This window comes from Streptomyces sp. NPDC051987 (genome assembly GCF_040680735.1).
Classification (GTDB): Bacteria; Actinomycetota; Actinomycetes; order Streptomycetales; family Streptomycetaceae; genus Streptomyces.
In genome coordinates, this window is record NZ_JBFAXI010000006.1 from 148,746 (window position 1) to 166,893 (window position 18,148).

Sequence of the window (18,148 nt, forward strand, 5' to 3'; positions counted from 1 at the left end):
ATTCTGTACGTGGCTTGAGTGAAACGGCTGCCGACTGCGTACGGGTGGGAGCAAGGAACAACGAGTAACCCCCACCCGCACCCATCGGCACGAGGATTCGGCATGAGGTCCCTGGAAAGGCATCGCGACGTCGGCGCGTACGCGCTCGGCGTGCTGGACGAGGCGGAGGCCTTCCGCTTCGAGGACCATCTCATGGAGTGCCCCAGCTGCACGGCACACGTGACCGAGTTCGGCCCCGCCGCGCGGCAGTTGATGCTGTACCGCCGGGCCACGCCGCGCTTCGTGCACCCCATGGCGCAGCCCGGCCCCCGGCTGCTCGACCGGCTGCTCGCCGAGGTCGCGACCCGGCACCGGGCCAAGCGCCGGCGGCTGCTGTACGGCCTGGCCGCCTCGGTGGTCCTCGCGGTCGCCGGCTCCGGCATCGTCGCCTACGTCGGTCACGACGCCCCGCCGGCCGTACAGGTCACCGCGGCCACCGACGCACGCTCGGGCATCTGGGCGCAGGTGACGTCGCAGGCCACGGACTCGGGCAGCACCATCGAGCTGCAGGTGAAGGACTCGGACGGAGCGCGCTCCTGCCGCCTGGTCGCGGTCGGCGACGACGGCTCGGAGCAGATCGTGACCACCTGGGCGGAGCGCAGCCACGACGCCCGGGTGAGCACCATGACGGGCGGCTCCTCGATGCACCCGGACGAGATCGACCGCTACGAGGTGCGCAACTCCGACGGGCAGTTGCTGGTCACTCTGGATCCCAAGTGAGCGCCGGTCACCGCAGCAGCCGGGACATCCGGCGGTCCGCGAGCGGCTTGCCGCCGGTCTGGCAGGTCGGGCAGTACTGCAGCGAGGAGTCGCTGAAGGAGACCTCGCGGATGGTGTCGCCGCAGACCGGGCAGGGCTCGCCGGTCCGGCCGTGCACCCGCAGCCCGCTCTTCTTCTCGGCCTTGAGCCGCCCCGCCGCCAGGCCGTGGGAGCGCTCCACCGCTTCGGTGAGGGTGGTGCGCAGCGCCTCGTACAGCCGGTGCGCCTCCTCGGGGGTCAGGGACGCGGCCCGTTTGAACGGGGACATCCTCGCCGCGTGCAGGATCTCGTCGCTGTAGGCGTTGCCCACCCCGGCGATCAGGCTCTGGTCGCGCAGGGCGCCCTTCAGCTGCCGTCGCTCGTCCGCCAGCAGGGCCGTCAGGCGGGCCTCGTCGAAGTCGGCGGCGAGCGGGTCGGGGCCGAGCCGGGCGATCCCGGGGACGTCCCGCGGGTCGTGGACGATGTACACGGCCAGCTTCTTCTGCGTGCCGGCCTCGGTGAGGTCGAAGCCCGCACCGGTCTCCAGCGCCGCCCGCAGCGCCAAGGGGCCCTTTCCGGGCCGGGGGAGCCCGTCGGGCAGCCGGTCCTTCCACTGGAGCCAGCCCGCGCGGGCCAGATGGGTCACGAACCGCAGTCCGCGGTCGCCCTCGACGTCCAGGAACTTGCCGTGCCGGTGGACGGCGACGACCTCGCTGCCCTCGAAGGCGCCGACCGGCGGGTCGTACGTCTTCAGGACGCTGACGGCGACCGGCAGCACGCGCACGACCTGGTGGCCGACCAGGTGCTCGGTCAGGAACTCCTTGAGCGCTTCGACCTCGGGCAGTTCGGGCATGCGTCCAGGGTGCCACCGGTGGCCCGGACGCAGCGCCTGAAGTGCCGCGTCGGGTCGTCCTACGGCTGCGGTCCGGTGGGGGCTGGTCGCGCCCACGCGGCGGAGCCGCACATGTCCCAGCCCCGCGCCCCTTACGGGGCGCCCATGCGGAACTCGCACCAGACCGCCTTGCCGCCGCCGCGCGCCTCCACACCCCACACGTCGGAGATCCGGTCGACGAGCAGCAGCCCCCGTCCGGAGACCCCGTCCTCGCCCGCCTCGCGGCGGCGCGGCAGGGCGCTGGAGGAGTCCTCCACCTCGACGCGCAGCCGGCGCTCGCCGCCGCCGAGGACCCTGAGGGTGACGATCGCGGGCCCCTCGGTGTGCATCAGCGCGTTGGTGATCAGCTCGTCGGCGACCAGCTCGATCTCGTCGGCGCGGTCCTGGGCGCCCCAGGCGAGGACGGCGGCGCGGACCATGTGCCGGGCCAGGGCGAGCGCCTCGGGGTCGCCGGAGGCCACGTGCTGCTGGAGGCGGCCGACGGCCTGCGCGGTGTCCGAGCCGCGGCGGCGCAGCAGGAGCAGGGCCACGTCGTCGTCACCGCCGCGTTCGTCGGCGATCTCGATCAGCCGGTCGGCGAGCGCGCGCACGTCCTCGGGGCCCGAGGCGACCTGCTCGATCAGGGCCTGGATCCCGTCGCCCAGGTCCTTGCCGGGCTGTTCCACGAGGCCGTCCGTGCACAGCAGCAGGGTCTCGCCGGGGTCGAGCTCCAGGGTGGACACCGGGTATTCGAGGCTGCCGAACTCGGCGGACAGGCCGAGCGGCAGGCCGCCCTCGACGGGCACCCGGCGGCAGTCGCCGTCGGCGGCGCGGACCAGCGGGTCGATGTGCCCGGCGCGGACCACCTGGACGACCCCGGTGGCCAGGTCGGCCTCGGCGTACAGGCAGGTGGCGAAGCGGTCGGTGTCGAGCTCGTCCAGGAAGACGGAGGCGCGGGCCATCACGGTGGCCGGGGCGTGGCCCTCGGCGGCGTAGGCGCGCAGCACGATGCGCAGCTGGCCCATGACGGCCGCCGCGTGCGTGTCGTGGCCCTGGACGTCGCCGATGACCGCGCCGACCCGGCCGCCGGGCAGCGGGATCAGGTCGTACCAGTCGCCGCCGATGTCCCGGCCCAGGGAGCCGCCGGCGCTCGCGGAGCGGTAGCGGACGGCGACGTCGGCGCCGGGGACGCTGGGGATGGTGCGCGGCAGCATCGCCTGCTGGAGGCCCTGGGCGAGGTCCTTCTCCTGTTCGAAGAGCATGGCCCGCTGCAGGCTCTGCGCGATGCTGCTGCCCAGGGCGACCAGGACGGCTCGTTCCTCCGCGGAGAAGCCGAGCCGGTCGCTGTAGAGCAGGCCCATGGCGCCGATCGGGCGGGCCTGGGCGATCAGGGGCAGGTAGGCGGCCGAGGTGATGTGCAGGCTGGTGATGTGCGGCCACAGGACGGGGTAGCCCTCGGCGAACGCCTCCGGTGACTCGATGAAGCACGGGCTGAGGGTCCGCACCACCTCGCTCATCGGGTACGGCTCGTCGATCCGGGTGATCCGGGTGCCGGGCACGAAGCTGCCGGCCGGCCCCTCGGCGACCAGCCGGATCCGGCCGGCCTCGACCAGGCCCATCACCAGACTGGTCGCGCCCAGGTTGGGGATGCCGTGGGTGTCCTTGAGGACGTCGATGACCTCCTGGACGCTGCTGGCGTGGGCGAGGGCGGCGGTGACGGCCTGGACGACGCCGGTCTGCCGGCGCAGCGCCTGCCCCTGGGCGTCGCGCAGACTGCGGGCCTCGCTGTCCTCCAGCTCCTGGGTGGCGTCCCGGACGATGCCGACGACCCGGCGCGGGCGTCCGGTCCCGTCGCGCCGGATGTAGCCCTGGGTGTGGGTCCAGCGGGAGGTGCCGTCCCGGCACCGGATGCGGAAGTACGCCCCGTAGTTCTCGCTGCCGTCCTTGATGGCCCGGGACACCACCGCGTCCAGCCTGCTGGACTCGGCCGGGGGAACCCGCGCGGCGAGGTTCTCGGGGCGGCCGTCGTACTCCTCGGGGGTCAGGTCGAACACCTCGTACGCCTGGGCGTCCATGTGGAACAGGCCGGCGTCGAGGTCCCAGTCGAAGGTGCCCATGCGGTTGAGCGCCAGGATCGGGTGGTCCGGGTGGGCGGGCCAGTCGTCCGGGAGTGACGGAGCGCTCGCTCCCCGATCAGCCATGGGGCCACCATGCCAGGGGAACCCCGGCCGGGCAATTTGTCCATGTTTATCCGCTTCACTCGCCCGGGTTACGCAACCGGGGAGGCGCGGTACACAGGGTGACGAGGCCCGCGCCGCACCGGGGCCGCACCATGGAGACAGGCAGGAGCGCACGACCGTGGACTGGTTCACCGCACCCGGGTACTGGCTGAGCCGGCTGGTCTTCCAGCGGGCCCTGGCGGGCGTGTACCTCTGCGCGTTCCTGGCGGCGGCGCTGCAGTTCCGGGCCCTGCTGGGCGAGCGCGGGATGCTGCCGATCCCGCGCTTCGTGGCACGGGCCCCGTTCCGCCGGGCGCCGAGCCTGTTCCACCTGCACTACTCGGACCGCTTCTTCGCGGGCTGCGCCTGGGCGGGCTGCGCGGTGTCGGCGGCCCTGCTGGCCGGAGCGGACGCCGAACTCCCGCTGTGGGCCGCGATGCTGCTGTGGCTGATCCCCTGGGCGCTGTACCTCTCGATCGTCAACGTCGGCCAGACGTGGTACGCGTTCGGCTGGGAGTCCCTGCTCCTGGAAGTCGGCTTCCTGGCCGTGTTCCTGGGCAACGACGAGGTGGCCCCGCCGGTCCTCGTGCTCTTCCTGCTGCGCTGGATCCTGTTCCGGGTGGAGTTCGGGGCGGGCCTGATCAAGATGCGCGGGGACGCCTGCTGGCGCAAGCTGACCTGCCTGCACTACCACCACGAGACGCAGCCGATGCCGGGCCCGCTGAGCTGGTTCTTCCACCACCTCCCCGGGCCGGTGCACAAGGCGGAGGTGGCCGCGAACCACCTGACCCAGCTGGTGGTGCCGGTCCTGCTGTTCACCCCGCAGCCGATCGCGACGGCGGCCGCGTCCCTCATGATCCTCACCCAACTGTGGCTGGTGGTCTCCGGCAACTTCTCCTGGCTGAACTGGATCACCATCGTCCTGGCCCTGTCGGCGGTCCGGTTCCCCACCGAGCGCCGGGCCGCACCGCCCGTCCCGCTCTGGTACGAGGTGGTCGTCCTCGCCGTGACCGCGCTGCTCCTCTTCCTGAGCTACCGCCCGGTGGTGAACATGGTCTCCCGCCGCCAGGTCATGAACCGCTCCTTCGACCCGCTGCACCTGGTCAACACCTACGGCGCGTTCGGCAGCGTCAGCCGGATCCGCTACGAGGTGGTGGTCGAGGGCACGCTGGACGGCACACCGCGCGAGGACTCGGACTGGCGGGAGTACGAGTTCCGGGGCAAGCCGGGCGATCCCCGGCGCTGGCCGCGCCAGTTCGCGCCCTACCACCTCCGCCTGGACTGGCTGATGTGGTTCGCCGCCCTCTCCCCCGCCTACGCCGGCGACTGGTTCGGCGGCCTGGTGGAGCGCCTCCTGGAGAACGACCGCGACACGTTGCGGCTGCTGCGCCGCTCCCCCTTCCCGCCCGACGAGCCCCCGCGCTTCGTCCGCGCCCGCCTCTTCCGCTACCGCTACACCACCTGGCGGGAGCTGCGGGAGACGGGCGCGTGCTGGGAGCGGACGTACGTGCGCGAGTACCTGCCGCCGACGCGGCTGGCCGGGACGGCTCAGAGGCCGTAGACGCGGGTGGCGGTGGTCTCGAAGACAGCGGTGCGGTCGGCCGGGGCGACCAGCCGGGTCGCCGCGTCGAAGACCTCGCCGTAGGTCCCGGCCAGGGTGCACACCGGCCAGTCCGAGCCGAACATCAGGCGATCCGGGCCGAAGGCGTCCAGCACCGTCTCGGCGTACGGGCGCAGGTCGTCGACGGTCCAGGAGGCGGGGTCGGCCTCGGTGACCATGCCGGAGAGCTTGCAGACGGTGTTGGGCAGCGCGGCGAGGGCGCGGACCGCGCCGGCCCAGGGTTCCAGGGCGCCGGCGGCGATGGGGGGCTTGCCCAGATGGTCCAGGACGAAGGTGAGTCCGGGGTGGTTCGCGGCGGCCTCGGCGGCGGCCGGGAGCTGGTGGGCCAGGACGACGAGGTCGTAGACCAGACCCGCGTCCGCGAGCGCGGCCAGGCCCCGGGCGACGTCCGGGCGCAGCAGCCACCGCGGGTCGGGTTCGCCCTGGACCTGGTGGCGGATGCCTTTCAGGTAGGGACCGCCGGGGAGTTCGCGCAGGCGGGCCAGTTCGTCGGCGATGTCCGGGCGGGTCAGGTCGGTCCAGCCGACGACCGCGGCGACGAGTTCGTGGCGGTCGGCGAGGGCGAGGAACTCGGGCGTCTCCCCGGGGACGGTGACGGTCTGGACGAGGACCGTCCGGGTGACTCCCGCCGCCCGCGCCTCGGGGGCGAGGTCGGCGACCGTGAAGTCGCGCCGGAGCGGGCTGTCCTCGGGGATCCAGTCCTGGTCCCGTACCGACAGGTCCCAGACGTGGTGGTGGGCGTCCACGGTCACGGCAGCTCCCACACCACCGGCAGGCCGACCCCCGAATCCGCCTCGGAGTAGTCGTGGACGACGTTGGTCCAGGAGGTGGCGCCGGCGGCGCGGATGGCGTCGGTGAGTTCGACGGGGACCTCGCGGTGCGCGGCCTCGTACGCGGCGATGCGGTCCGGGTGCACCTTGGTGTGCAGGGCGACTCTCATGACGGGTCCTGAGGGGGTACGGGAGCGTCGGCGGGCAGCAGGGCGCCGGCGCGCAGCTCCTGCCAGAAGGCGGCGGGGACAGGGGTGGCGAACTGCCGTGCGCCGTCCGTGACCTCGTCCGCCGAGCGGGCGCCGACCAGGACGCCCGCCACGGCGGGGTGGGCCGCGCAGAAGGCGAGGGCGGCGGCGCGCAGCGTGGTGCCGTGCCGCTCCGCGAGCGCCTTGAGGCGCAGGGCGCGGGACAGCAGGTCGTCGGAGACCCGGGCGTAGTCGTAGGTGGCGTCGGCTCTCGGGTCGGCCAGCAGGCCGGAGTTGAAGGCACCGCCGATCACCACCGAGACGCCGCGCTCCTCGGCCGCCGGGAGCAGGTCGCTGAGGGCGCTCTGGTCGAGCAGGGTGTAGCGGCCGGCGCACAGCACCACGTCGACGTCGGTGTCCCGGACGAACCGGGTGAGCATGGCGGTCTGGTTCATGCCGGCGCCGATCGCGCCGACGACGCCCTCGGCACGGAGCCGTTCCAGGGCCGGGTAGCCCTCGCGGAAGGCCTGTTCTGCGTGGTCGTCGGGGTCGTGCAGGTACACGACGTCGACCCGGTCGAGGCCGAGCCGCTCCAGGCTGGCCTCCAGGGTGCGGCGGATGCCGTCGGCGGTGAAGTCCCAGACCCGCCGGTGGGTGTCGGGCACGGCGAAGCCGTGGGCGAGGTCGTCGCCGTCGCCGGGCCCCGGCTCCAGCCGGCGGCCGACCTTGGTGGAGAGGGTGTACGCGTCCCGGTCGTAGGGCCGCAGTGCCTCGCCGAGCCGCCGTTCCGACAGCCCCAGGCCGTAGTGCGGGGCGGTGTCGAAGTAGCGGATGCCCTGCTGCCAGGCGGCGGTGACCGTGTCGTACGCCTGCTGGTCGGAGAGTTCGGTGTAGAGGTTGCCGATCACGGCGGCGCCGAGGCCCAGCGGGCTGACCTGGACGCCGCTGCGGCCGAGGGGGTTCACTGGCCCACCGGCCGCAGCCGGAGGCCCTGCAAGCCGCCGTCGACGGCGAGCGAGGTGCCGGTGGTGGCGCCGGACAGCGGGCTCGCCAGGTAGGCGATGGCGCCGGCGACCTCGGCGACGGAGACCAGGCGGCCGGAGGGCTGGCGGGCTTCCAGGGCGGCACGTTCGGCGGCCGGGTCGGCGGCCCTGTCCAGCAGGCGGCCGATCCACGGGGTGTCCGCCGTACCGGGGTTGACGCAGTTGACGCGGACGCCCTCGCGCAGGTGGTCGGCGGCCATGGCCAGGGTGAGGGAGTACACGGCGCCCTTGGTGGCGCTGTACAGGGCGCGCTGCGGCAGGCCCGCGGTGGCGGCGATGGAGCAGGTGTTGACGATCGCCGCCTGCGGGGAGCGGCGCAGGTGCGGGAGAGCGGCGCGGGCGGTGCGGACCATGCCGAGGACGTTGACGTCGAAGACGCGGTGCCATTCGTCGTCGTCGTTGTCCTCGATGGTGCCCTGGGCGCCGATGCCGGCGTTGTTGACCAGGACGTCGAGGCCGCCGAGCGCCTCCGCCGCGCTCGCCACCGCCGCCCGCACGGACGCGTCGTCGGTGACGTCGGCCCGGAAGCCGAGCAGCGGTTTGTCGACGGAGGACGGGTCGAGGTCGAGGACGGCGACCTGGGCGCCACGCTCGGCGAGGAGTTCGGCGGTGGCCCGCCCGATTCCGGAGGCGCCTCCGGTGACCAGGGCCCTCAGGCCCTCGAAGTCGGTCATGCCGCCTGTCCCTTCTGCGTTTCGGGGTCGGCGGCCCAGAAGGTGCCGCCGGGGTAGCTGTACCCCGCGACGGACTCCGGTCGCATGGCGGCCGAGAAGCCCGGTGCGGTGGGTGCCGTGTAGTGACCCTCGCGGATCACCACCGGGTCGAGGAAGTGCTCGTGCAGGTGGTCGACGTACTCGATGACCCGGTCCTCGGTGGTGCCGGAGACGGCCAGGTAGTCGAACATGGAGAGGTGCTGGACGAGTTCGCACAGTCCGACGCCGCCCGCGTGCGGGCAGACGGGGAGGCCGAACTTCGCGGCCAGCAGCAGGATGGCGAGGTTCTCGTTGACCCCGGCCACCCGGGCCGCGTCGATCTGGACGATGTCGAGGGCGCCGGCCTGCAGCAGCTGCTTGAAGACGATCCGGTTCTGGACGTGTTCGCCGGTGGCGACCTTGACCGGGGCGACCGCCCGGCGGATGGCCGCGTGGCCGAGGATGTCGTCCGGGCTGGTGGGCTCCTCGATCCAGTACGGGTCGAACTCGGCGAGGGCGTTGGTCCAGCGGATCGCCTCGTCGACGTTCCAGCGCTGGTTGGCGTCGACGGCCATGCGGATGTCCGGGCCGACGACCGCGCGGGCCACGCGGCAGCGCCGGACGTCGTCCGCCAGGTCGGCGCCGACCTTCAGCTTGATCTGCCGGAAGCCGTCGGCGACCGCCTGGGCGGCGAGCCGGGTGAGTTTCTCGTCGTCGTAGCCGAGCCAGCCTGCGGAGGTGGTGTAGGCGGGGAAGCCGCGCTCCAGCAGCCGGACCCGGCGCTCCCCGGCGCCCGCGCGGCCCCGGCGCAGGATGGCCAGGGCCTCCTCGGGGGTGAGGGCGTCGGTGAGGTAGCGGAAGTCGATCTGGCGGACGATCCACTCGGGTTCGGCATCGGCGAGCAGCTGCCAGAGCGGCTTTCCGGCGCGGCGGGCGGCGAGGTCCCAGACGGCGTTGATCACCGCGCCGATCGCCATGTGCATCACGCCCTTCTCGGGGCCGAGCCAGCGCAGCTGGCTGTCGCCGATCAGATCCTGGAAGAGGGTTCCGGGGTCGTCGCAGATCTCGTCGACCGGGCGGCCGAGCACATGGCCGCGCAGCGCGTCGATCGCGGCGACCTGGACGTCGTTGCCCCGCCCGATGGTGAAGGTGAACCCGTGCCCCTCGTGCCCGTCGGCCGCGTCGGTGCGCAGCACCACGTAGGCCGCCGAGTAGTCGGGGTCCGGGTTCATCGCGTCGGAGCCGTCCAGTTCGCGCGAGGTGGGGAAGCGGATGTCGTAGGTGTCGACCGCGGTCACGCGGGCCGGACTCGGGGACACGGATGGCCTTTCTTCAGGAGGAGTCGGACGCGGGCCGGTCAGTCCTGGGCCCGCCCCGTGGTGACACGCGCGATCATGAGGGCGACGAGGATGATGCCGCCGTAGATGGCCTGGATCCAGAACGACGGCACCTGCGCCAGGGTGAGCAGGTTCTGCACGACACCCAGCAGGAGCACGCCGGTCAGGGCGCCGAACATGGTGCCTTTTCCCCCGTCCAGGCTGATGCCGCCGATCACCGCCGCCGCGAACACCGTGAAGATCATGTTGTTGCCCTGGTTGGCGCTGATCGCGCCCACGTACCCGGTCTGCATGATCCCGCCGACCGAGGCGAGGGCACCGGCCACCACGAACACCCCGAGCATCACCCGGTCGACGCGGATACCGGCGGCACGGGCCGCGTCGGCGTTGCCGCCGATGGCGTACAGGGCGCGGCCGACCCGGTGGTACTTCAGCACCAGCCCGGTGATCGCGAAGGCAACCGCGGCGAGCCACACCGAGAGCGGGACGTTCAGGAAGGTGGTGGTGGCCAGGGTGAAGAAGCTGTCGGGCATCCCGAACAGGGTCTTGCCCTTGGTGGCGCCCACCAGCACACCGCGCAGCACGATGAGCATCGCCAGCGTCACGATGAACGCGTTGAGCTTGAACTTCACGACCAGGATGCCGTTGAAGGCGCCGACCGCCGCCCCGACGACCAGGATCGCGGCCATGGCCAGGGCGGCGGGGAACTCAGTGCCCCAGCCGGACTCGGCCGACGGCAGGACGAGGAGGGCGCCGACCGCGGGCGCGATGCCGACGACCGACTCCAGGGAGAGGTCGAACTTGCCGGTGATCAGGACCAGCGACTCGGCGAGCACCACCATCGCGAGGGCGGCGGAGGCACCGAGGATGGAGATCAGGTTGCGCTCGGTGAGGAACGAGTCGTTGACCACCGCGCCGAGCACCATCAGCAGCAACAGGGCGGGGACGAGGGCGAGTTCACGGGCCCGGCGCAGGACGACGGTACGGGCCGCGCGCGGGTTGGGGGAGCGCACCGGGGTGAGCGGCGGGGCCTTGGTCTCAGCCATGGTCCACTCCTTCGGGCATGGAGTCCACTCCTTCTATGGAGGCGATCAGCTCGTGGTCGTGCCAGCCGGCCGGATGTTCGGCGACGATCCGGCCGTGGAAGAGGACGAGGACGCGGTCGCAGCGGCGCAGGTCGTCGAGTTCGTCGGAGACGACCAGCACGGCGGTGCCGTCCTCGCGGGCGCTGTCCACGCGGGCCAGCAGCGACTCCTTGGACTTCACGTCTACGCCCGCGGTGGGGTTGACCAGGACCAGCAGCCGGGGGTCGGAGGCGAGGGCGCGGGCCATGACGACCTTCTGCGCGTTGCCGCCGGACAGGTCGGAGACGGGTTGGTCGGGGCCCTCGGCGTGGATGTCCAGGCGTTCGATGAGGCCGGTGGCGAAGCCGCGCCTGCGGTCGGTGCCGACGAACCCGCCGCGGCCCAGCCGGTCGAGGACGGACATGGTGGCGTTGTCGCCGATGCTCATGCCGGCCACGAGTCCCTGGTCGTGCCGGTCGCGGGGCACGAAGCCGACGCCGGCCCTGAGCGCGGCCCGCACATCACCGAACGGCAGCTGTTGCGCCAGCAGTTGAGCGCTCCCGCCGGTCGGGGTGCGCAGCCCCGCGATGGTCTCGGCGAGTTCGATCTTGCCGCTGCCGCTGGTCCCGGCGAGGCCGACGACCTCGCCGCTGCGGACGGTGAGGTCGATGCCGTCGTACGCCTCGGAGGTGAGCCCGCTGGTGCTGAGGACGACGGGTGCCCCGGCGGGCACCGCGTCCCGGGCCGCCTGGTGCTGCCCCCCGGTGAGGGCCTCCCCCGCCATCGCCTCCACCAGGGCGGCCCTGGGCAGGTCGGCGACGGCGGCGGTGGTGATCCAGCGCGCGTCACGCAGGACGGTGACGGTCTGGCAGACCTCGTACACCTCCTGGAGGTGGTGCGAGATGAACAGGAAGGTCACACCCGAGTCCTGGAGCGCCCGCATCCGGCCGAACAGCCGCTCGATCTCCCGGTTGTCGAGCTGGGCGGTCGGCTCGTCGAGGACGATGAACCGGGCGCCGAAGCTCAGTGCCCGCGCGATCTCGAGCATCTGGCGGTCCTCGACCTTGAGGTCGGCGGTGCGCGCCTCGGGGTCGACCCGGACGTCCCAGGTGCCGAGGAGTTCGGCCGCCTCGGCGCGCAGCCGCCGCCAGCTGATGAGCCCCCGCCGCAGCGGCTGCCGGTTGATGAAGAGGTTCTCGGCGACCGTCAGCTCCGGGACGACCGTGGGCTTCTGGTACACGCAGGCGACCTTGCGCCGCCAGGCGTCCCGGTCGGCGAGCGGGGGCGCGGGTTCGCCATCGAAGCGGACCGTGCCCTCGTCCGGGGCCTGCAGACCGGTGAGGACGTTGACCAGGGTGGACTTCCCGGCGCCGTTGCGGCCGACGAGGGCGTGGGACTCGCCCGGCAGGACGGTCAGCCGCCCGTCGGCGAGGGCGACGGTGGGGCCGTACCGCTTGACGACGCCCCGCGCCTCGACAAGTGGAGTACTCATTTGACGGTGTTGCCCCACAGCTTCGGGTCGTCCACGTTGTCCTTGGTGACCAGGGGCGCGGGCAGCTGGTCCTCCAGGATGCCGTTGGGCAGCTTGACGATCGTGGAGTCGTGGTCGGTCGGGCCCGGCTGGAAGGTCTTCCCCTCCATCGCCGCCTTGATGTAGTACATGCCGTACTTGGCGTAGGCGTCGGCGGGCTGGGAGACGGTGGCGTCGATCTGGCCCTTGCGGATGGCGTCGAACTCCTGCGGGATGCCGTCGTTGGAGACGATCACTATGTGCCCGCTCTGCCCGGCGGTCTTCAGCATGCCCTTGGACTTCAGGGTCTGCAGCGTCGGGGCGAGGTAGACGCCGCCGGCCTGCATGTAGATGCCCTTGATGTCGGGGTTGGCGTTGAGCAGGGTGCCCAGCTGGGAGGCGGCCGTGTCGGACTCCCACTTGGCGGGGATCTCCAGGACCTTGAGCTTCGGGTACTTCTTCTTCACGCAGGAGCGGAACGCCTCGGAGCGGTCCCGGCCGTTGACCGAGGCCAGGTCGCCCATGATCTGGACGACCTTGCCGCTGGTGACGTGCTGCCCGAGATAGTCGCAGGCCTTGGTGCCGTAGGCGACGTTGTCGGCGCGCACCACCATGGCGACCTTGCCCTTGTCGGGCGCCACGTCCACGGCGACGACCGGCACCCCCTTGCGCTCGGCCTGGTCCAGGCCCGCCTCGATGGCCGCACTGTCCAGCGGAGCCACGACCAGGCCCTTGACGCCCTGGTTGAGCTCGTTGTTGATGTCGGTGATCTGCTGCGAGGGGTCGCTGTTCGAGTTGACCGTCTTCAGCGCGTCCACGCCTTCGGACTTCGCCATCTTGGGCACGTAGTCGTTGTACGACTGCCAGAACGGCGAGGTCAGCAGAGGCAGGACCACCCCGACCTTGCCGGTTCCGCCTCCGCCCGCGCTGTCGCTGCCGGTGTCCTTCGTACTACCGCAGGCGGCGAGCGCGAGCGAGGCTCCGACGGCCACGGCCGTCGCGCCGAGGATCCGGGACCTGTTCCGCTTCGTCAGTGTTCTGCCGGGCATCTGGGCAGCTCCTCATCGAGCGTGTTCGAGCAGATGCCCGCATACTTATCAGACCACTCGACCCCTTCAACACCCCGCAGGCGGGAATTTCCCGCCGAGCGAGCCATAGTGGTCGGACCACCTCACTGGTTAGACTGCGGCGCACCGGCGACAGGAGGAGCAGTGTGGACGAGACGGCGCCCCAGAAGGGAACGGTTACGCAGCGCGCCATAGAGCGCATCAAGGCGATGATCGCGGAGGGCCGTCTGGAGCCGGGCCAACGGCTGCCGACGGAGCGGGATCTCGCCGCCCAGCTGGGCATGTCCCGCAGCTCCATGCGCGAGGCGATCCGCGCGCTGACGGTCCTGGGCGTCCTGGAGGCCCGGCACGGCTCCGGCATCTACGTCACCCAGCTGGAGGCGGGTGACCTGCTGGAGACGTTCGGCGTGGTCGCCGACCTGTCCCGCGGGCCGCAGCTGGTGGAGCTGCTGCAGGTGCGGCGGATCCTGGAGTCGACGGCCACGGCGCTGGCGGCGGCGCGGATCACGGCCGACCAGCTGGCCGAGGTGGAGAAGCATCTGGCGGCGATGAACGCGACGGACGACCCCGAGGAGATCCTGGCGCACGACCTGGCGTTCCACCGGGTGATCGCGGGGGCCGCGGGGAACGAGACGATGGCCGCGATCCTGGAGGGACTGTCGTCGCGGACGTTCCGGGCCCGGGTGTGGCGGGGGTACGAGGAGGAGGGGGCGTTCGATCGGACGCGGCGGGAACATGCGGCGATTCACCGTGCCCTCGTCGCCCGGGATCCGGAGGCGGCGAGAGCCGCGGCGGCCGCGCACGTGGGTGAGGTGGAGGAGTGGCTGCGCGCGCAGCTGAGGGGGTAGGCCGTTGTGTCCCGGGTGCGGGGTGCGTGGGGGCTGAGCACGCAGTTCCTCCCCAGCGCCCCTGAAGGGGCGCCAAGCGCAGCGTCACCCCGCGTCCGGGCCGCCTCGGAACGCGCCTGAGGCGGGCTTCGACCAGGCTGCGGTCGTCATCGGCACGCACCTCGAACCGCGCCGTGGTCTCGACGCGGAGCCCGCGGCCGGGCAGAGTGCCATGTCGTACCGATGAGTAAGCCGCCATTCCGCACCCCGAGGAGCGCCCGTGACCGACTGGGCCGGCCGGACCGCCGCCGAGACAGCCGCCGCCGTGCGCGAGAAGCGGGTCACCCCCCGGGAGGTGGTCGCCGGGCATCTGGAGCGGATCGCCCGGCTGGACGGCCGGATCGGCGCGTTCCGCAAGGTCCGGGCGGACGCGGCGCTCGCGGAGGCGGACGAGGTCGCGGCCCGTGCGGACCTCGCCGAACTCCCCCTGGCCGGAGTGCCGGTGGCGGTGAAGGACAATCTGGCGGTGCGCGGCGAGGCTCACCTGGACGGTTCCGCCGCGACGCCGGACGCCCCGGCCGACGCGGACCACGTCACGGTGGCACGGCTGCGGGCGGCGGGCGCGGTGGTCATCGGGCTGACGAACGTGCCCGAGCTGTGCGTCTTCGGCACCACCGAGGGCGTGCACGGCATCACCCGCAACCCGTGGGACACCGCACGCAACGCCGGCGGCTCCTCGGGCGGCAGCGCCGCCGCCGTCGCAGCCGGGTTGGCGCCGATCGCCCTCGGCAACGACGGCATGGGCTCGCTGCGCATCCCGGCGGCCAACTGCGGCCTGGTCACCATCAAGCCCGGGTTCGGGGTGGTCCCCGCCGGTATCGGCAACGGCGACTGGTTCGGCATGTCCGAGAACGGGCCACTGGCCACCACTGTCGAGGACGTCCGGCTGATGCTCTCGGTGCTGGCGGACAAGAAGTTCGAGAGCCCTCAGAATCGGTCGCCGTACACGATCGCCGTCTCGGTGCGCAGTCCGCTGGCCGGGGTGAGCGTGACCAGGCCGTATACGAACGCCGTGCGGGAGGCGGCCGCACTGCTGGCCGGCACCGGGCATCAGCTGCGGCCCGCCGAGCCGCCGTATCCGATGTCGCTGGGCGTCACCTCCCTCCGGCACTGGACCGCGGGGACGGCGGTGGACGCGGCCGGCCTGGATCCGGCGCTGCTGGCCCGGCGGACCCGGGTGCACGCGGCCGTCGGACACCGTTTCCTCGGCTCGGTGCGAGGCGGCGAATCCCGTGAGCGGCTGCGCGCCCGGCTCACCCCGTTCTTCGCCGAGCACGATGTCGTGCTCACCCCGGCCCTGGCCCGCCGCTCCCCCAGGGCGGCCCCCTGGCACGAGCGCGGCTGGTTGCGCAATCTGCTGGTCAACACCTCCTACTCGCCCCTCACTCCGCCCTGGAACCTCACCGGCTGGCCCGCGATGTCGGTTCCGTTCGGCACGCTGCCCTCGGGCGCCCCCTGCGCCGTACAGCTGGTGGGCCGGCCGGACTCGGAGGCTGTCCTGCTGGAGGTGGCCCGGCAGCTGGAGACACTGCGGCCGTGGCAGCGGACGGCGCCGGTCGACTAGGCCGGGTTACGGAAGGGCAGGCCCTGGCTCCGCCGCGTCACAGCGCCCGGTACATGATGTGCAGGCCGACCGGTCCGTGTTCGGGGTGGTCGAAGGCGCGCGGGACCGTGCCGAGGATCGTGAAGCCGAGGGAGGTCCACAGGGCCACGGCCGGGTTGGTCTCGACCACCGCGTTGAAGACCATCGCCCGGTAACCGTGCGCGCGGGCCTCGGCGAGGATGTGCTCGGCGAGTGCCCGCCCGATGCCCCGGCCGCCCTGGTCGGGGTCGACCATGAAGCCCGCGTTGGCGACGCGGGCGGCGGGTCCCCCGTAGTTGGGGGTGAGATAGGCGGAGCCGACCACGGCTCCGCTGGGGTCCTCGGCGGCGTAGACATGTTTGGCCGGGCTCATCCACAGGTCGCGGGCCGCCTGCTCGGGGGTGTCGGGGTCCCATGTGTACGTCTCGGCGGCGGCGACGATCCGGTGCCAGAAGGGCCAGATCTGCGGCCAGTCGGCCGCGGTGGCTTCTCGGATGAGCATGGGCGTGAGTCTCGCACGCCCATGCGCGTCGGCGATCGCGACGGGACCGGCCCCGCGGTCAGTCCACGCTCGGCAGGATGTGCGGCTCGGCGAGGTCCTCCTCGTAACCCGCGAGGCGGATCGGGGCGGACCGGGCCCACACGTCGAGGCTGCCGAGCTGTCCGGGCCCGGTGCCCGCGCGCTCCGCGCGTTCCTTGGGGCGCTGCTCGCGATTCGTCTTCTCAGGTGTCACCGCGCACTCCTTATGTGTCGGTCACCCTCGGGGCGTGCCGGACGGTCTGCGTTCCGGTGCCCGGCGCCCGCTCGGGTCTGGATGAAAGGCCGGTTCGGACGCGGTGGCGCCGGTACTTCACAAAAGAGCAGGCCGTTGTCGACCGGCTTGTCCCGGGACGGACCGTGGGTGTGGGTGGGACCCCTTGGTGCTGTCCGTCCCCTACAGATTAACCAAATGAGCAAGGGTCCGCTCGATAGGGAGTGCAAACAAGGTGTAACTATCGCGAGTCGCCGCGCACTTTGGCAGGTGTGATGTGCACCTGTTTATAACATGATGGCCTATTTATTCCGCGGCCGCTCACCTCACCCACCGGAACACGCATTCGAGTAGGCGGGCCCCGCTTCCCGCCCAGGCTGCGCAGTTCAGGTTGTGTTGGCCGGGTCGAAAACTCGACATGATCCGATGGCGCAGGACAACGGCTGTCTCGCGGAAGGACTGACGCATGGAGCTGCGCAGCGTCGAGGAGCTGATGGATCTGCTGTACGCGTGCCGGCACCTGCGCGCCCTGCGCACCGCGGCACTGCTGCGCCGGGGCCGCCCCGCCGACAAGGAACTCCAGATCGCGGGCCTGGTGCAGGGCATCGAGGACCTGCTGGGACCCGCCGACGGCGCCGCGCACGCGGTACGCCACCTGCTCGGGGAACGCGTCTACCACCTCGTCCGCGGCGACGGCGCCGCCGTCCGGGACGACGTGCTGCGACTGCGCCAGGCCCACGAAGAGAGCCGCACCGCGAGCTTCGACGCGGGCGTCCTGGAGGACTGGCGGACCGTCCTGGAGCTGGTCGCCGCCCGCAACTCCCGTCTGGGGGCTGTTGACTGACGGCGCGTCATGAGACGGTACGGCGATGACGTCATCGTACGTACCGGCGTACGGACTCAGGGGCCGGGCAGCCGTCGTCACCGGGGGCACGCGCGGGATCGGGCGCGCGGTCGCCGAGGCGCTCACGGCGGCCGGCGCGCTGGTGTGCGTGAGCGCGCGGGACGCGGACGAGGTGCGGCGTACGGCCGCTGAGCTGGGCGGGGTCGGCCTGGCCGGCAGCGTCGCCGAGCCGGAGCACGCCCGGGAGCTGACCCGGCTGGCGCTGACCGAGTTCGGGCGGCTGGACATCCTCGTCAACAACGCCGCGACCAATCGCCCGTACGGCCCGCTGATGGACGCCGACCTGGGGCTGTGGCGGGAGGCGTTCACCGTCAACGTGGAGGCACCGCTGCGGCTGACGCAGTGCGCGTGGCGGGGGTGGATGCGGGAGCACGGCGGTTCGGTGATCAACATCTGCACGGAGGGCGCGGCCCACGTCGGCCCCCAGGTGGGCGCGTACGGCACCAGCAAGGCCGCGCTGCTGCACCTCACCCAGCAACTGGCGGGCGAACTGGCACCCCGGGTCCGGGTGAACTCGGTCTCGCCGGGGCTGGTGCGCACCGAGATGGCCCGCTTCATGTGGGAGCCACGGGAACGGGAGATCGCGGCCGGGCTGCCGCTGGGACGCATCGGCGAGCCGCGGGACGTGGCGGGCGCGGTGCTGTGGCTGGCCTCGGACGCGGCGGAGTGGGTGACGGGAGCGGACCTGGTCGTGGACGGCGGCACCCGGGTACGGGCGGCGCACACGGCACCCTAGGACGCCGCGCGGGCCCGGTCTGCGGTTCCTGCCGCCCGAGCACGGCCGGCAGCACCTCTCGACGCCACGGGCGCAACACCCTGCGGGCGCGGTGTTGCGGCGCTGCGCGGCTCCGCCGCGTGGGCGCG

At 72.5% G+C, this 18,148-nt stretch carries 18 protein-coding genes; 6 read left to right on the plus strand and 12 right to left on the minus strand.

All coding sequences use genetic code 11. The features are described from left to right. The first annotated feature begins 102 nt into the window (after positions 1 to 102). The gene (locus AB0M11_RS05465) at positions 103 to 759 is read left to right on the plus strand and encodes a zf-HC2 domain-containing protein (RefSeq protein WP_365701617.1); all 657 of its coding nucleotides are present in this window, start codon (positions 103 to 105) and stop codon (positions 757 to 759) included. A 7-nt stretch (positions 760 to 766) separates the two neighbouring features. Here the strand turns inward: AB0M11_RS05465 and AB0M11_RS05470 are convergent, their stop codons facing one another. After that, positions 767 to 1,630, minus strand: a complete 864-nt coding sequence (locus tag AB0M11_RS05470; protein ID WP_365701619.1) for a DNA-formamidopyrimidine glycosylase family protein — start codon at positions 1,628 to 1,630, stop codon at positions 767 to 769. Between the two features lie 131 nt (positions 1,631 to 1,761). Beyond that, a complete protein-coding gene (locus tag AB0M11_RS05475) occupies positions 1,762 to 3,849 on the minus strand; it encodes a SpoIIE family protein phosphatase (RefSeq protein ID WP_365701621.1) in 2,088 nt (695 codons plus the stop codon). 157 nt (positions 3,850 to 4,006) lie between these two features. Between AB0M11_RS05475 and AB0M11_RS05480 the strand changes: the two genes are divergently transcribed. Beyond that, positions 4,007 to 5,428 (plus strand): lipase maturation factor family protein, encoded by a 1,422-nt coding sequence (locus AB0M11_RS05480; protein ID WP_365701623.1) that lies wholly within the window; start codon positions 4,007 to 4,009, stop codon positions 5,426 to 5,428. On the opposite strand, the gene AB0M11_RS05485 is transcribed toward AB0M11_RS05480, so the two are convergent. The 8 genes from AB0M11_RS05485 to AB0M11_RS05520 are packed head-to-tail and all read right to left on the minus strand — an operon-like array spanning position 5,416 to position 13,141. Next, positions 5,416 to 6,240 carry an amidohydrolase family protein gene (locus AB0M11_RS05485; RefSeq protein WP_365701626.1) on the minus strand — a complete coding sequence of 275 codons (825 nt, stop codon included), beginning with the start codon at positions 6,238 to 6,240 and terminating at the stop codon, positions 5,416 to 5,418. The two genes, AB0M11_RS05480 and AB0M11_RS05485, sit on opposite strands and share 13 nt — an antisense overlap. Next, on the minus strand, positions 6,237 to 6,428 hold the full coding sequence (locus AB0M11_RS05490; RefSeq protein WP_365701628.1) for an L-rhamnose mutarotase: 192 nt from the start codon (positions 6,426 to 6,428) through the stop codon (positions 6,237 to 6,239). Before AB0M11_RS05490 ends, AB0M11_RS05485 begins: the two co-directional genes overlap by 4 nt. Next, positions 6,425 to 7,411, minus strand: a complete 987-nt coding sequence (locus tag AB0M11_RS05495; protein WP_365701630.1) for an aldo/keto reductase — start codon at positions 7,409 to 7,411, stop codon at positions 6,425 to 6,427. The genes AB0M11_RS05490 and AB0M11_RS05495 overlap by 4 nt, the downstream gene beginning before the upstream one ends. Then, the gene (locus tag AB0M11_RS05500) at positions 7,408 to 8,163 is read right to left on the minus strand and encodes an SDR family oxidoreductase (protein ID WP_365701632.1); all 756 of its coding nucleotides are present in this window, start codon (positions 8,161 to 8,163) and stop codon (positions 7,408 to 7,410) included. Before AB0M11_RS05500 ends, AB0M11_RS05495 begins: the two co-directional genes overlap by 4 nt. Next, complete coding sequence (locus AB0M11_RS05505) at positions 8,160 to 9,500, minus strand: L-fuconate dehydratase (protein WP_365701634.1); 1,341 nt, start codon at positions 9,498 to 9,500, stop codon at positions 8,160 to 8,162. Before AB0M11_RS05505 ends, AB0M11_RS05500 begins: the two co-directional genes overlap by 4 nt. 38 nt (positions 9,501 to 9,538) lie before the next feature. Then, positions 9,539 to 10,564, minus strand: a complete 1,026-nt coding sequence (locus AB0M11_RS05510) for an ABC transporter permease (RefSeq protein ID WP_365701637.1) — start codon at positions 10,562 to 10,564, stop codon at positions 9,539 to 9,541. Then, complete coding sequence (locus AB0M11_RS05515) at positions 10,557 to 12,074, minus strand: sugar ABC transporter ATP-binding protein (protein ID WP_365701639.1); 1,518 nt, start codon at positions 12,072 to 12,074, stop codon at positions 10,557 to 10,559. The genes AB0M11_RS05510 and AB0M11_RS05515 overlap by 8 nt, the downstream gene beginning before the upstream one ends. Then, positions 12,071 to 13,141 (minus strand): sugar ABC transporter substrate-binding protein, encoded by a 1,071-nt coding sequence (locus AB0M11_RS05520; protein ID WP_365701641.1) that lies wholly within the window; start codon positions 13,139 to 13,141, stop codon positions 12,071 to 12,073. The genes AB0M11_RS05515 and AB0M11_RS05520 overlap by 4 nt, the downstream gene beginning before the upstream one ends. Positions 13,142 to 13,305: 164 nt before the next feature. Here AB0M11_RS05520 and AB0M11_RS05525 point away from each other — a divergent pair, with 164 nt between their 5' ends. Then, on the plus strand, positions 13,306 to 14,007 hold the full coding sequence (locus tag AB0M11_RS05525; protein ID WP_365701643.1) for a FadR/GntR family transcriptional regulator: 702 nt from the start codon (positions 13,306 to 13,308) through the stop codon (positions 14,005 to 14,007). 259 nt (positions 14,008 to 14,266) lie between these two features. Further along, complete coding sequence (locus AB0M11_RS05530; RefSeq protein WP_365701645.1) at positions 14,267 to 15,610, plus strand: amidase family protein; 1,344 nt, start codon at positions 14,267 to 14,269, stop codon at positions 15,608 to 15,610. Positions 15,611 to 15,647: 37 nt separating this feature from the next. Here the strand turns inward: AB0M11_RS05530 and AB0M11_RS05535 are convergent, their stop codons facing one another. Next, entirely contained in the window at positions 15,648 to 16,130 is a 483-nt protein-coding gene (locus AB0M11_RS05535; RefSeq protein WP_365701647.1) for a GNAT family N-acetyltransferase, read from the minus strand. Positions 16,131 to 16,188: 58 nt separating this feature from the next. Next, entirely contained in the window at positions 16,189 to 16,362 is a 174-nt protein-coding gene (locus AB0M11_RS05540; RefSeq protein ID WP_365701650.1) for a hypothetical protein, read from the minus strand. A gap of 484 nt (positions 16,363 to 16,846) precedes the next feature. On the opposite strand from AB0M11_RS05540, the gene AB0M11_RS05545 reads away from it, so the two are divergent. Both AB0M11_RS05545 and AB0M11_RS05550 read left to right on the plus strand, forming a co-directional pair. Further along, on the plus strand, positions 16,847 to 17,224 hold the full coding sequence (locus AB0M11_RS05545; protein ID WP_365701653.1) for a hypothetical protein: 378 nt from the start codon (positions 16,847 to 16,849) through the stop codon (positions 17,222 to 17,224). A 25-nt stretch (positions 17,225 to 17,249) separates the two neighbouring features. After that, positions 17,250 to 18,020 carry an SDR family oxidoreductase gene (locus AB0M11_RS05550; protein WP_365701655.1) on the plus strand — a complete coding sequence of 257 codons (771 nt, stop codon included), beginning with the start codon at positions 17,250 to 17,252 and terminating at the stop codon, positions 18,018 to 18,020. The last annotated feature ends 128 nt before the right edge of the window (positions 18,021 to 18,148 follow it).

What these genes read in the sequence shown, in the direction of transcription:
- AB0M11_RS05535 (WP_365701647.1), bottom strand. Translation starts at nt 16,130, where the DNA reads ATGCTCATCCGAGAAGCCACCGCGGCCGACTGGCCGCAGATCTGGCCC.
- AB0M11_RS05510 (WP_365701637.1), bottom strand. Translation starts at nt 10,564, where the DNA reads ATGGCTGAGACCAAGGCCCCGCCGCTCACCCCGGTGCGCTCCCCCAAC.
- AB0M11_RS05500 (WP_365701632.1), bottom strand. Translation starts at nt 8,163, where the DNA reads ATGACCGACTTCGAGGGCCTGAGGGCCCTGGTCACCGGAGGCGCCTCC.
- AB0M11_RS05515 (WP_365701639.1), bottom strand. Translation starts at nt 12,074, where the DNA reads ATGAGTACTCCACTTGTCGAGGCGCGGGGCGTCGTCAAGCGGTACGGC.
- AB0M11_RS05545 (WP_365701653.1), top strand. Translation starts at nt 16,847, where the DNA reads ATGGAGCTGCGCAGCGTCGAGGAGCTGATGGATCTGCTGTACGCGTGC.
- AB0M11_RS05465 (WP_365701617.1), top strand. Translation starts at nt 103, where the DNA reads ATGAGGTCCCTGGAAAGGCATCGCGACGTCGGCGCGTACGCGCTCGGC.
- AB0M11_RS05490 (WP_365701628.1), bottom strand. Translation starts at nt 6,428, where the DNA reads ATGAGAGTCGCCCTGCACACCAAGGTGCACCCGGACCGCATCGCCGCG.
- AB0M11_RS05475 (WP_365701621.1), bottom strand. Translation starts at nt 3,849, where the DNA reads ATGGCTGATCGGGGAGCGAGCGCTCCGTCACTCCCGGACGACTGGCCC.
- AB0M11_RS05550 (WP_365701655.1), top strand. Translation starts at nt 17,250, where the DNA reads ATGACGTCATCGTACGTACCGGCGTACGGACTCAGGGGCCGGGCAGCC.
- AB0M11_RS05520 (WP_365701641.1), bottom strand. Translation starts at nt 13,141, where the DNA reads ATGCCCGGCAGAACACTGACGAAGCGGAACAGGTCCCGGATCCTCGGC.
- AB0M11_RS05470 (WP_365701619.1), bottom strand. Translation starts at nt 1,630, where the DNA reads ATGCCCGAACTGCCCGAGGTCGAAGCGCTCAAGGAGTTCCTGACCGAG.